A 13,548-nucleotide genomic window follows, 5' to 3' on the forward strand; every position below is an offset into this window, starting at 1 on the left:
CTCAATGCCCATGCTCATCACCACCCTCAGCGTTGGCAATGGACGATTGTAGATAATAAGCCCCCTTTGTAACGATTTTTGCACCCGCTGGAATTTGTTCCAAGGGTGTAACCTGAACATACCCTAATTGAGTAGTACCTGTTTTTACCTCGATTCGCTTGAAATGAACACCTGTATCTTCCTCATGCACTTTCTCGGTGGCAGCATGTTCATGTTTTTCTTCGGCTTCATGAATAAAGATAAATTCTTTGCCTTCAGCTTTTATAATGGCTTCAGCCGGCAGGGTATTCACATCACTATTGCCAATATCAATCAGGGCATTGACATACATTCCGGGTATTAAACCAACAGTCTTATTGTTGATGTTTGCACGGACTGCCACCGATTTATTTTCTTCCTGAAAGGCTTTACCAATACTAAAAATCTTGCCGATAATCTCTTTATTGCCCTGATTAGTAAGCACAAAGCGTAAACTTTGCCCAACTTTTATTTTAAAGAGGTCTTTTTCGTAAACCATTAATTCAACGTACATTTCTGAGTTATCTACAATCGAAAACAAGGAAGTATTAGCCGAAATGTTACTCCCTATTTTTACATTTACGGCGGTGATATATCCAGAAATTGGGGCGGTAATCACAATTATGGTAGAGTTGCCATTACCGCTAAGGAGTAGGTTTTGCTCTAAAATCTCAATTTGCTGTTGGGTTATTTTTATTTTGTTATTTACCAAATCAAGTTCTGAACTGACTTTTTGAAACGTTTTTTTAGCCGTAACGTTTTCATCACTCAATTCTTTTTGTCGGGCAAAATCTAAATCCAAAAACTCCTTATTGACTTTGGCTTGTTGCAACTCCTCCGTCAATTTTGCTTTTTCAAGGCGAAGATTATTAAACTCCATACTCTGAAATGTCGCAATTGATTGCCCTTTCTTTACATACTGCCCATCAATAACGGCAATTGTTTTGACGATTCCACCCATAAAAACTGATACATCCGCTTGACTTTGGGGAGGCAGTTGGGTATAACCGTTGGTCATGATTACTTCGCTGAGGTTTTTCCTCTCAAAATTTCCGAAGACAATTTGTGCTGCTTTTACTTGGGCCGGTGTAAGTTCTACCACGTTTTTTGCGTCGTCATGGTGTTCTTCGGCTTGTGTGGTTTCTGCTTTTTTATCACAAGCAGAGGTAAGAAACAGAAAACAAAGGGCAAGAGCCGTGCTTAGCGGAAAAATATTTTTTGTATGAAATTTCATTGTATCAAAAATTTAGTTGTTCAACAAATACTGAATATTGATGAGGTTCTGATTCAGATTATGGATGGCTTGCAGGTAATTGCGTTGAATACTCAAAACCGTTTCTAATCCTTGCAGGTACTCTACATAGCCCGCCTCGCCACTCTGGTAGGCTTTTGCAGCATTTTTGGTGATGCTTTCAGCATTGGGCAAAGCCGTTTGGATATAATAATCAAGCAGAGACTGATTAACCCTTTGCTCTTGAATTTGCTGCAAAAGCTGACTATTGAGTTGATTTTTAAGGTATTCAGCATTTTTTTGTTGTAGCAGAATGTCAGTTTCTGATGCTTTGATTCGTGCTTTGGAAGCCCCTCCGAAAATCGGGACACCTATGCCCAAGGTTAGCCCTTGAAAGCGTGGCAGTCCGTTATAATAAATTGTTTTGTCACCAACTTGTTGATTTCCTGTGAGCGATTGCAGAAAATAGCCTGCCGAAAAATCAGGTTTTCTCAGGGCTTTCTCTACTTTATTGCTTGCCGACGCTATTTCAATTTGTTGCAATGCCATTTGTAGCATCGGGTTTTGATTGATAAGAGTTGAATCGCTACTCAGGAGTTTTGAGGGCAAAAACTCATTTTCGACAAGCATAAAATCGTTATTCAAATTCAAAATGCTTCTTAGCTTGATTTTTTCACTCAAAATCAGGCCTTTATTTTGATTTCTAATTTGTACCAACTCCTGTTGTTTGGTTTCGGCCGTGGTTTTTTCCAATAAATTACTCTCACCCGTTTTGAATTTAAGGTTTGCCGCTTTGACGAATGTTTGTAAATATTCATCTTGCTTTTGAAGTAATTGATTCAGGGCGGTCAGATACAAAATGGTATTCCAAGAGTGTCGTATTTGAAAGGCAATGTCATATTTGGTAGTCAGCAATTTCAGTTCACTACCTTTAATATACTCGTTAATTAAACCTCGTTTGGCTTGAAATAGAAAAGGGCTAAATCCTTGTGAAATGCTAAAATTTTGGTCGAAACTACGGGTATTATATTGCCCAAGCATGACGTTGATATTGGTTTTGGGCAATTCGACCGCCGTAGGTTTTAACTGATTTTGCAGTTTGACATCTAACTCGCCGGCTTGTACAGGTCCACTGTTTTTAGTGCCCAACTCAATGGCTTGTTGGAGATTGAGAGAAGTTTGAGCATGTACATTTCCTCCCAGAAATAATCCGATTAAGATTAAAAGCGATGAGATATTTTTTTTCTTACGAATTATTCTTCCTTTTTCAAGTAATAAATACAAAATCGGCAAAACGATAAGTGTAAGCAAAGTGGCCGTTAATAAGCCTCCAATTACGACCGTTGCCAGTGGTTTTTGAACTTCTGCCCCAGCACCGTTGCTTAATGCCATGGGCAAAAAACCCATCGAAGCTACCGCCGCCGTCATCACCACAGGGCGTAACCGTACTTTTGTGCCTTCTTTGATTCTTTCCAGCACATCGTCCCAACCTTCGGCTTTGAGTTGATTGAAATAGCCAATTAGCACAATTCCGTTCAAAACCGCTACCCCAAACAAGGCAATAAAACCGATACCCGCCGAAATACTAAACGGCATTCCACGCATCCAAAGCGCAAACACGCCACCAATCGCTGAAAGTGGAATGGCTGTAAAAATCAATAAAGATTGCATGACCGAGCTGAAAGTGAAGAAAAGTAATACAAAGATTAGGAGTAACGCCACCGGCACAGCCACCGAAAGGCGTTTGTTGGCTTCTACTAAATTCTCGAATTGTCCGCCGTAGGTTACGTAATAACCTTCGGGCAGTTTAAGTTTAGTGTCTAATTTCGCCTGAATTTCGTTTACCACACTTTTTACATCACGACCACGAACATTCAGCCCAATTACGATTCTTCTTCTGCCATTTTCTCTGCTGATTTGGGCAGGACCTTGCTCAATACCTACCTCTGCTACCTGTTCCAGTGGAATTTGGTTGCCATTCGGTAGGCTCACAAAAATACTTTTTACGTTAGAAATATCTTGACGAAAATCTTTGTCTAATCGCACTACCAATTCATATCGCCTTTCGCCTTCATATACTTTGCCAGTGACTTCGCCAGCAAAACCTGTTCTAATAACTTTGTTTAAGTCGCCGACATTTAAGCCATATAAAGCCAATTTGTCAGGATTATACCGCACGGTGATTTGAGGCATCCCTGTTATCCGCTCGTCTTTTATATCCGCTACTCCTTCTATACTTCCAATTAAGCCAATGGCATTTGTAGATGTAGCAGCCAGTTTTTCTAAATCTTCTCCGAAAATCTTAATGGCAATATCGCTTCTAACACCCGTCATCAACTCATTAAAACGCATTTGTATGGGTTGTGACACTTCAAAACCTACGCCAGGAATTTGCTCCAATTCTTCTTTCATCAGATCGGCCAATTCGTAGAAATCTTTGGTAGTTGTCCATTCTTTTTTAGGTTTGAGAATGATAATCATATCCGCTGATTCGATGGGCATTGGGTCGGTGGGAATTTCGGCTGAACCAATTTTTGTAACAACTTCCACCACTTCGGGAAATTTTGTTTTCAGAATTTTCTCTAATTTGGTGGACGTTTCAATACTCATGCTCAACGAACTTCCGTTGGCGTTGCGAAAATTGATAGCAAAATCGCCTTCTTCTAAGGTTGGAATAAATTCGCCACCCATGTTACTAAAAACCAACAAAGCAATCAAAAACATCGTGACCGATACACCCAAAATTAAAGCCTTCATTTGTAGAGCTTTGTCCAGAACGGGTTTGTAGAAACGGTAAATGGTGTCAATGATTTTGTCGGAAATGTTCTTTTTATGGCTAATTGTTTTGCTCAAAAACAAAGCCGAAGCCATTGGAACGTAGGTAAGAGACAAGATAAAAGCTCCCAAAATAGCAAATGAGACCGTTTGAGCCATAGGTTTAAACATCTTTCCCTCGGTGCCAACCAATGCCAAAATGGGTAAATAAACGATGAGGATGATGATTTCGCCAAAAGCTGCACTACTCCTAATTTTGCTTGATGCGCCCAAAACTTCTTCATCCATCTGTTGGGCAGTTAATCGCCCTTCTTTATTGAGATGTAGCCGATGAATAACCGCCTCAACAATAATGACAGCACCATCTACAATCAACCCAAAATCTATTGCTCCCAAACTCATCAGGTTGCCACTTACGCCAAATAGATTCATCATAATGACGGCAAAAAGCAGTGCCAAAGGTATCACAGAGGCTACTACCAAACCTGCACGCCAGTTGCCAAGTAACAAAACCAAGACAAAAATGACAATCAAAGCTCCTTCGAGTAGGTTTGTCTGGACTGTTCCGATGGCATTATTTACTAATTTGGTACGGTCTATAAATGGTTCTAAGGCAATGCCTTCGGGCAATGATTTTCGAATTTGCTCAACTTTCTCTTTGGTACGATTTACAATAGCGGAAGAATTTTCGCCTTTGAGCATCAATACCATTCCGCCTACTACCTCTCCTTTGCCATCTTTGGTAACTGCGCCATATCGCAAAGCCGAACCTTCCTGCACTTTTGCCACATCTCGAATCAAAATAGGAATACCATCGTTGTTTTTTACTACTATTTTTTCAATATCAGGGATAGATTTCACCATTCCCAAAGCCCGGATAAAATAGACGTATGGTTGTTTATCTATATAAGCACCACCAGTATTTTCGTTGTTTTTTTCAAGGGCATCAAAAACATCAGTAATGGTAATGTTCATGCTTTTTAGGCGGTCAGGATCAACTGCAATTTCGTATTGTTTGAGGCTACCGCCCAAGGTGGTAACTTCGGCAATGCCTGACGTACCCAACAATTGAGGTTTTACAATCCAGTCTTGAATACTTCGTAGTTTGGACGCACTATACTGCTTTTCAAAGCCTTTTTTTGCGTAAATCACATATTGGTAAATCTCACCTAAACCGGTACTGATAGGTGCTAATTCTGGTGTGCCTATACCTTTCGGAATTTGCCTTTCGGCCTCTTTTAGTCTTTCACTTATTTGAGTTCTTGCCCAATAAATGTCCACACTTTCCTCAAAAACTAAGGTAATCACACTTAGTCCAAAACGACTAAGTGAACGCATTTCTACAATGCGTGGGACGGTTTTCATGGTTTGCTCAATGGGATAGGTAATAAACTGTTCTACCTCTTGCGTAGCTAAGGTAGGGGCATTAGTAATGACCTGAACTTGATTATTGGTAATATCAGGCAGGGCATCAATTGGTAGTCGGCTGAGGTTGTAAATACCTACTAAGACCAGTGCCATCGTAAATAAGCCTATGATAAACTTATTTTTGATTGAGAATTGAATGATTTTATCTAACATTTCTAATGAATCTAATTTTGAAAAATTCATACAGGCGGTGTTCCGCAAGTGCCATAAACAAATACCCCTATTGATAGGTAGCTATCAACAGGAAGAAATGGCCATAAGACTTTCAAAATTAGATTTTGGGCGGTTGCCAGATATTTCCGTAGAAATTAGAAAAGAAAGAATCGTTGTGGAAGGCGATTTTTACTTTTTGGGTAAAAAAGGAGGTTCGATTTTCAGGAACTAATACAGGAAAGTGAAAGCTAAATGCAATGTTTGAGCCACAACAAGTACAGAAAGGAGAACAACATTTTGTGTCTCCCTGATGGTCAGCGTGGTTGCTTTGTGAAGATGATGCTTTTCCATTATTCATTCCATGGCAGGCATCATCTTCACAAGGGAGACCTGACAGCACCAATACATAAATGGATAATATGACAGCTAAAATTTTCACATGACAAATGTACGTTAAAATATTGTGCAACAAGGTTTCATATATAATTCATATTCTAAAAAAGTATTAGAGTTGTGTTAAATTGATAATCAGGGTTTTAGGTTATAGTAAAATTCCAAAGAGCGGCACAAACACCAACAATTACGTTTCGAGTGTTTTCGGATTTTAAAGTACAGCGGTAAACGAGAATTTTATATCTTTTCATACCTCCAATGCTATGTTCTATGTAAATTCTCTCTTTACCCACTTGTTTATTATATCGAATTTGTTCCTGCGAGAGTTGATTGGATTCCCCTTTTTTTACTCGTTTCTTTTTGTGAGGGATAACCAACTCTGAAAATGTATATAAATCAGCTATTGCTTGGAAACCTAAATCCAAACGAGTACGAAATTTGGCAAACCATTTTTGTTGATAAGGAAACTCTTGTTTCAAAATTGTAAAATCATGTACTTTTCCTTTATATGTTTTACTAACATAATGAATTATTTTGTTTTTACCGCTGATTATCAATTCTTTATAGGGGTGTTTCTTTTTTTTGCACTGTACGACTCTTTTTGATTCTCGTTGCCTTGTGGGCGATTAATAGCTTGCTCAGAAGCATCAATCAAAAGACTTTCGATACCTAAAAAGTAAGATTCAAACTCTTCAACACTGGAAAAAGAATGTTTGGGCATAGCACCTAAATCGGTGAGAATGTCGCTCAAATAAGAAAGATATTTCTCAAAATTTAACCTCGCATTGCTGGCATCAGTGTGAATCAATAACCCTAAACTATCATAATTGAGGCTATTTTTGAGTTGAAAAAGTACATAAAAAACACAATCTTCATAGGTTGGAAGCAGCAAAGTTGTTGCTAAGGGAGTGTAATACAAACTCTGTCTAATGATTAGTTTTGGCCAAATTTAGTTTTTTCTTTCGATTTCAAATGCTTTTTTGATTTGTTATTGGATTTGTCAAGGGCGGCTGAGGTACGAGGCCGTTTATATACCCTTGACAAATTTAATAACAGGCTATTTTTGCGTTTTATAATTGAAAGAAAAAATTACAAATCTATTGGCATTCTATTGCCAAATTTGATGTGTAATTGTTGAGCCGTAAGTGCCCAATTCTGCAACGGAGAAGTCCATTTTTGACTTATATTTTCAACGGCCAGGTAAATCAATTTAAGCAAGGCCATATCATTGGGAAAAGCACCTTTTGTCTTAGTGATTTTACGAACTTGCCTGTGAAACCCTTCCACAGCATTGGTGGTATAGATTAACTTTCTAATGTGCTCATCATAAGCAAAATAGGTAGACAATTTATGCCAATTCTTCTGCCATGATTTGAGCACAACTGGATATTTTACCCCCCATTTTGCTTCGAGTTTATCTAGTTCCAATTCAGCTTTCTCCTTTGTGGGAGCCTGATAGACCATTTTTAAATCCTGCATAAAAGCCTTTTGGTCTTTGGAAGCCACATATTTAAGTGAGTTCCGTATCTGGTGAATAATGCAAGTCTGAACCTCAGCTTGAGGGAAACAAGCCAATATTGCCTCTGAAAAACCCGTAAGATTATCCGTACAGGCTATCAAAATATCTTTTACCCCTCTGGATTTTAAATCCGTAAGCACTGACAGCCAAAAGTTAGCCCCCTCACTTTCAGATACATACATACCAATCAAATCTTTGTACCCATGTCGATTAACTCCCAATACATTATAAACAGCACGAGTAACAACTCGACCGCCTTCCCTTACCTTATAGTGCATGGCATCCAACCAAACAATGGTGTAGAGATTTTCCAGAGGTCTACTCTGCCACTCTTTGACCTGCGGAATTACTCGTTCGGTAATCTCAGAAAGAGTAGCATGAGATATTTCCACATCATACATTTGTTGGATATGATCGGATATATCTCGAAAACTCATCCCCTTACTGTAGAGGCCGATGATTTGAGGGGCTAAGTTATCAGCTAGTACTGTTTCGCGTTTCTTGACGATTTGAGGAGTAAAGCTGCTCTGTCGGTCTTGAGGTGTGCTTAAAATAATCTCACCTGAGGTTGTTTTTAGACGCTTGCTGCCTTTGCCATTACGCTTGTTGCCTAATTCTCGCTGTTTTTCATCAAGATGTGCGTTCATTTCAGACTCTAGAGCACTTTCTAAAAATTGTTGGAGTAAGGGAGCGAACACTCCATCTTTGCCCGTTAACGATTGTCCATTCATCAACTGGGTTAGCGCTTTATCGCGCATCTGTTCAAATTCTGTCTTTTCCATTGTTCTGTCGTAAAGTTAAAAAACCTTTGGACAGAGTTTAATTTACAGTCTCGTTGCTAAGTTTGAGGCATTTTCCCGTAGGCTTATGCCGTTTTTTTTTTGATAGGCTTGTGAAAACTTGCTTACCAAAATATGAAATTTGGCTTCTGTTAAGCCAATTGTGCCTCGCCATTGGCGGTCACTGCGGATATGTTTGTAGCTAATCATGGCTCAAATATAACTCTATTCATCTAAAATATTGATAATCAATTGACTACAACTCTATTATACATAGACTTTTTTCTGGTGTAAAATTACTTATCCAGAATTTCTACAAATTTCAATCGCATTATTGCAGTTCTTACCCAACCTTTCCTTGCTCAAATGCAACTAACATAATAGAACTACCTCAAATGCTATTGACCGAAGAACAGCAACTTATTCGTGCCTGTTTAAATGGCAACGGGTCTGCTTTTGAAGCCTTGTATCGCCGTTTTGCTGCCAAAATGTTGGCGGTTTGCCAGCGCTATGCCCACGACAAAGACGAAGCTAAGGATTTGTTGCAGGAAGGCTTTATCCAAGTTTTTGAATCATTGCATAAATTTAGAAACGAAGGGTCGTTTGAAGGATGGATTAGACGAATTATGGTTCTAACAGCCCTTGAACAGTACCGAAAAGATACTAGACAGCGAGAAAGTTATGGGGGTAGTATTGAAAATATTCATGAAGAATATCATCCTATTTCTGCGGATGATATTTATTCTCAAATGAGTTTTGATGAATTGATCGCCATGATACAGGAATTGCCCCCTGCATATAAAATAGTATTTAATCTGTACGTTTTTGAAGGAATGAAGCATGAAGAAATTGCGCAAAAACTGAATATTTCGGTTGGAACGTCCAAATCGAATCTATCAGATGCGCGACGAATTTTGCAGAAAAAGATAGAAAGAGTAATGCTTAATCTAAATTAGCGAACATTTGTTGAATTTTTTATTGGACTTTTAATTATTGATTAGCTATGGCTGATTTCAATGAAGACGAAATAGACAAGGGTTTCCGCCGAGTAATTGAAGGTAAAAATGTGGAACCTCCTGGGTCGCTGTGGGCGAATATCCGAATTTCGGTACTCGAACGTCAACTGATTCGCTATCAGTGTGTAAATCTATGGCTTAAAGGTACTGTAGGTGTGTTAGCGACTCTTTTAAGTGGAACGGCCTTTTTGTACTTGACTCAAAACGACTCTCTTTTGGCGCAGAAAGAGGTGGTGACTACCAGAAAGACAGATACAGTTTATTTGACGAGAACTGAAAGGGTTTTCGTGAATCGCCCCGTAGTTGTATATGCTGAAAATTTGCATGCTAAAACAAACGAAATCAATCCTAATTTTAATAAAAAGGAACAGAATTACGAAATCATTACACCTGACAATAACCCAGCCGAAGACGACAAACACGGCTTAGATAAAGAACAAATTACTCAAAATGACTTGATAATAAGTACAAAGCAGAATAACCAAGGAAGAATCAAAAATAAATTAGGCATTACGCATAGTAAAAAGTCAAATCATTTTGAACAAGATAATCAAACCAAAAACCAAGTTGGCAATGAGCAAAACAATACGTCATTACTCCAGGAGAGTTCGCTCAGTAGTCGTGAAAATGAAGAAAAGGCTGCTCTTGATTTTAAGACTTTTACAGTAAACTATTTAGAACCACTACCCATAACTCCAAACGCCCCATTAGGCATACCTTCAATAAAATATCACCCAAACATTAAAACTGCACTAAAACTACCCAAAGTCAGAACGCCATTATTAGATAGGCTTTCGTTATCAAGTTATGTGTCGCCGGAATGGAATGGAATTGATGTGCGGCGAAATGAGCCAAAGGCATTTAATTATGGTGACGAAGAGTTACAGGCAGGCATAACGGCTGGATTACGAGCTGGAATACGGCTTTCTGAAAAATGGCAGTTGCTGGCGGGAGTAGAATTTAGCGGGGCAAGTTTTGATGACCGAAATCTTCGACAAATATTGACTGCCGAAGCTATCAATGACAGATTTGGCTATATATATCGAACGGCCTTGGGTAAGGTGGAAATTCCAGCAGAAAAACTTTCTGTCCTTGCCCAATCGGGCAGTGTAGTTGGGATAGAGATACATGAGCCAATTCAAAGATACGTGATTAACGTGCCGTTATTGGTTCGCTACAATGTATGGGATAAACAGTTTAGATTCTTGAATCAAGTGCCTATTAAACTCCAATTTTATGGGCTATTGGGAGGATACTCGCAACTACCTATTCTGCAAGAAGGTAAAATAGAGGTTTTTGAAAATTCGGGACGGGAGTTTACAGCCGAGCTGACGAATTTTCAAAATTTACGTAATTCTTATGGCGTAAATTTAGGGGCTGGGGTTGAATTGGGAATAGGGAAACATTTTAATCTATTTGCTGAACCCAACTACTCACAAGGTATATCGAGCTTGGTGAGAGAGATGCCCATACGCTCAGTCGTGAGTAGTTTTGGCGTAAAAATGGGAGCTAAGTGGAATTTTGGGAAATGACAAAAAAAATGTTTTTTTGACCACTTACCCAACCTTTCTTTTACAGTTTACAACTTACTAATAGAAGGCATTTAAAACACAGCTACTTTTTCAATTTAAGACAAATAAGTAAAATGGAAATCAATAAAAAATTAAACTGTAACAAGTTTTTAAAAAGTATTGGTCTGAAAGGGACGTTACTGTTAGCGGTGTATTGTGCCGGTGAAACGTTAACTTCATGCAGCAGTGGAGGCGTTACCCCAAGCAAGTAGCCCAGTTGATTTTATCATTGACTTAAGTAGCTTTAATAATGCTGCTTTGTCTAAAGTGGGCGGTTATCTCATTCAAAACACGACGGTAGTTGCGCAGGTGAGTCAGGGGGGATATACGTAGCAGTTACGCAGATTTGCAGTCATGAAGGACAGCGACAGGTTATTTACCGAAACGGAGAACTTTACTGCACAGCTCATGGTGCCAGATTTACGACCACAGGTAAGGGCTTAAACAGTGAAGGTGAAATCAATTGAATAATACTTCATTACGTATCTTTTCTTAATTTTTATTTTTAAAACAAACATCATGAAAACAAACAATTTGCTTGTGGCTACTGTCGTAGGGTTACTTTTTACGTCCTTTTCGTTTGGACAGACCACCCCACAAATACTGCCCGAAAATCCAACCCCAAAGGTAGAAGCCAAACAATCAGAAAAAATGAGTACGCTTTTTTCGGGGGTAAAAAATCCGCTTAAAAAACTCCATCATTTAGGATTGTCGGTGGGTTCAGAAATTATCTATGGTGGTTTGGCGGGTCAATTTACGCCCATGGCGGGAGTATTGGGAATGTTGCACCTCAACAAAAAATGGGGTATTGGTTTGGCAGGGTACAGCACCATTGACGACGGTTTTGCTCCTACTAAATTGAACAGTACCAAAGCCCTCAGCCTGAGTAATATGTATGGCGGCCTCAAACTCGAATATACCCCCAAACCCGATGGCGTTGTTCATGTTTCGTTTCCTTTGTTGATAGGGGGCGGCATGGCCAAAATAGATTCCATTGGCAACGAAAAAGGTCAAGATATCGACAACAATAGTGGAAGGCACAACGAAAATGAAGCCAACCGGAGAGATAAAAACTACGGTGGCGATGTGTCTTATTTCGTTATTCAACCAGGTATTAATGTAGAGGCTAATATGTTCAGATATGCCAAAGTATTCTTAGGATTGAGTTATCGTATAGTACCTACCGTCATGGCAAAAACGATGACCATGACCATGACAACTTCCATGACTATGTTGCCTACCCCTACTGCAGCGCAGTTGAGTGGCCTTAATGTTACGGCTGGGGTTCGAATAGGTTTGTTTGACTACGCCCTGCACCAGCCACGGAAATCAAAAATTAAAAAATACAGACAATCTAAAAATTAATTCATATTTAAACCCGCTATTAAAACAATGAAATATGCAATTTTGGCAACCTTTAGCGGGTTGCTCATGCTATCATCATGCTCAAAAAATGATGCACTGACCCCACAGGTGGCTAATACTGTGAGTGTAGCTAACGTTCCGCAAATAGTGCTTTCGTCTATGTCTAAAAATTTCCCATCGGCCACCCAAACCACTTGGACACAGACAGCACCAACGGCCTATATGGCTTCATTTAGTCAGGGTAATGCACGAAAAACGGCTACCTTTCAAAACAACGGTGTTTTCTTGAAAACGGGCGATGTCATAGACCCTGCTATCCTGCCAACAGCTATTACCGACTACCTCAAAGCCAATTATGCAGGTTATGCCATTGTGCAAGCCGATGTCAAAAAAGATGCTTCTGGTTTGGTAAAAGGCTACGAAGCACTCATTACCGTTGGCACAGCCCAGTACGAATTAGAATTTGATGCGGCTGGTAAATTTACCAAACTCGAAACCCCTAATGGCCACGATCAAGGAACGGGTATTGCCGAATCAACATTGTTAGCAGCAATAACATCCTACCTCAAAGCCAATTATGTAAGTTATACTTTCAAAGAGGCTGAAAGCAGAATGGCTAACGGGGTATTGTCGGGCTACAAAGTTGAGATTGTGCAGAACAATACTCAATATCACCTTAATTTCGATGTCGCTGGTGCATTTGTTAGTGTAAATACAGGTGGCAAAGGTGATAGTGAAGGAAAAGGGTCAGCCGACTCTGACAATAACCATAACGACACGGTCATTGCCCAAAAAGACCTGCCAGCCTCAGTTACTGCCTATTTAGATGCCACTTATAAAGGCTACGCTTTTGTGAGTGCTGTTGTAGAGAAAGACAAAGTAGGGGTTATCACGGGCTATGAAGTGAAATTCACACTTATAGCCAAAAATTACGAAGCTGAGTTTGATGCCTCAGGTAAGTTATTAAAATTAGACTAAGATGGTTTTCGACCTCGTGGCCTTGCGACAGTTCATGCACCGTAGATTCAGAATTGCCCCCGCTAAGATAAATCTTGGCGCTGGATTAGTGGATGACCTTGGTTTAGATGAATTAGACCGTATGGAGCTTTTGATGTATTTGGAACAACGCTACGAGGTCGAATTTCCAGAAGAGTCATTGAACCGTTACGAAAGTATTATCGAATTGATAATTTATGTGGTATTGAAGAAAATGGAGCAAGCAATACCCCAATAAATCCCCCTTTTTATGGCTGTTTAATTAAGTCAGAAAGATAGCGGGCAAAGTCTGCTATCTTTTTAA

At 39.4% G+C, this 13,548-nt stretch carries 12 protein-coding genes and 1 pseudogene; 7 read left to right on the top strand and 6 right to left on the bottom strand.

The annotated features are described in order from the left end of the window. Window position 1: 1 nt before the first annotated feature. From AC23P2_RS24225 to AC23P2_RS24250, 6 genes and pseudogenes are all read right to left on the bottom strand, one after another. Entirely contained in the window at window positions 2-1,252 is a 1,251-nt protein-coding gene (locus AC23P2_RS24225; protein ID WP_487775593.1) for an efflux RND transporter periplasmic adaptor subunit, read from the bottom strand. Window positions 1,253-1,264: 12 nt separating this feature from the next. Then, on the bottom strand, window positions 1,265-5,635 hold the full coding sequence (locus tag AC23P2_RS24230; RefSeq protein WP_487775594.1) for a CusA/CzcA family heavy metal efflux RND transporter: 4,371 nt from the start codon (window positions 5,633-5,635) through the stop codon (window positions 1,265-1,267). A gap of 88 nt (window positions 5,636-5,723) precedes the next feature. Beyond that, window positions 5,724-6,044 (bottom strand): DUF6660 family protein, encoded by a 321-nt coding sequence (locus AC23P2_RS24235; RefSeq protein WP_310586047.1) that lies wholly within the window; start codon window positions 6,042-6,044, stop codon window positions 5,724-5,726. A gap of 97 nt (window positions 6,045-6,141) precedes the next feature. Then, a pseudogene (locus AC23P2_RS24240) lies at window positions 6,142-6,561 on the bottom strand (transposase family protein); the annotation flags it as partial. Beyond that, entirely contained in the window at window positions 6,552-6,890 is a 339-nt protein-coding gene (locus AC23P2_RS24245; RefSeq protein ID WP_487775595.1) for a hypothetical protein, read from the bottom strand. The gene AC23P2_RS24245 and the pseudogene AC23P2_RS24240, both read right to left, overlap by 10 nt. 197 nt (window positions 6,891-7,087) lie before the next feature. After that, window positions 7,088-8,299, bottom strand: coding sequence for an IS256 family transposase (locus AC23P2_RS24250; RefSeq protein ID WP_487775596.1), 1,212 nt, complete (start codon window positions 8,297-8,299; stop codon window positions 7,088-7,090). Between the two features lie 392 nt (window positions 8,300-8,691). Here AC23P2_RS24250 and AC23P2_RS24255 point away from each other — a divergent pair, with 392 nt between their 5' ends. The 7 genes from AC23P2_RS24255 to AC23P2_RS24285 all read left to right on the top strand — a co-directional run bounded on the left by AC23P2_RS24255 (window position 8,692) and on the right by AC23P2_RS24285 (window position 13,482). After that, a complete protein-coding gene (locus AC23P2_RS24255; RefSeq protein ID WP_277341206.1) occupies window positions 8,692-9,252 on the top strand; it encodes an RNA polymerase sigma factor in 561 nt (186 codons plus the stop codon). Between the two features lie 47 nt (window positions 9,253-9,299). After that, on the top strand, window positions 9,300-10,844 hold the full coding sequence (locus AC23P2_RS24260; protein ID WP_487775597.1) for a hypothetical protein: 1,545 nt from the start codon (window positions 9,300-9,302) through the stop codon (window positions 10,842-10,844). Between the two features lie 225 nt (window positions 10,845-11,069). Further along, window positions 11,070-11,216 carry a hypothetical protein gene (locus AC23P2_RS24265; RefSeq protein WP_472490396.1) on the top strand — a complete coding sequence of 49 codons (147 nt, stop codon included), beginning with the start codon at window positions 11,070-11,072 and terminating at the stop codon, window positions 11,214-11,216. A 41-nt stretch (window positions 11,217-11,257) separates the two neighbouring features. Further along, window positions 11,258-11,350 carry a hypothetical protein gene (locus tag AC23P2_RS24270; protein ID WP_487775654.1) on the top strand — a complete coding sequence of 31 codons (93 nt, stop codon included), beginning with the start codon at window positions 11,258-11,260 and terminating at the stop codon, window positions 11,348-11,350. 52 nt (window positions 11,351-11,402) lie between these two features. Next, window positions 11,403-12,248: a hypothetical protein gene (locus tag AC23P2_RS24275; RefSeq protein ID WP_277341204.1), complete on the top strand. Its 846-nt coding sequence runs from the start codon at window positions 11,403-11,405 to the stop codon at window positions 12,246-12,248. Between the two features lie 27 nt (window positions 12,249-12,275). Continuing rightward, window positions 12,276-13,226, top strand: a complete 951-nt coding sequence (locus AC23P2_RS24280) for a PepSY-like domain-containing protein (protein WP_277341203.1) — start codon at window positions 12,276-12,278, stop codon at window positions 13,224-13,226. Between the two features lies 1 nt (window position 13,227). After that, entirely contained in the window at window positions 13,228-13,482 is a 255-nt protein-coding gene (locus tag AC23P2_RS24285) for an acyl carrier protein (protein WP_277341202.1), read from the top strand. Window positions 13,483-13,548: the final 66 nt, after the last annotated feature.

Source organism: Runella sp. R0.1_18 (assembly GCF_057652155.1).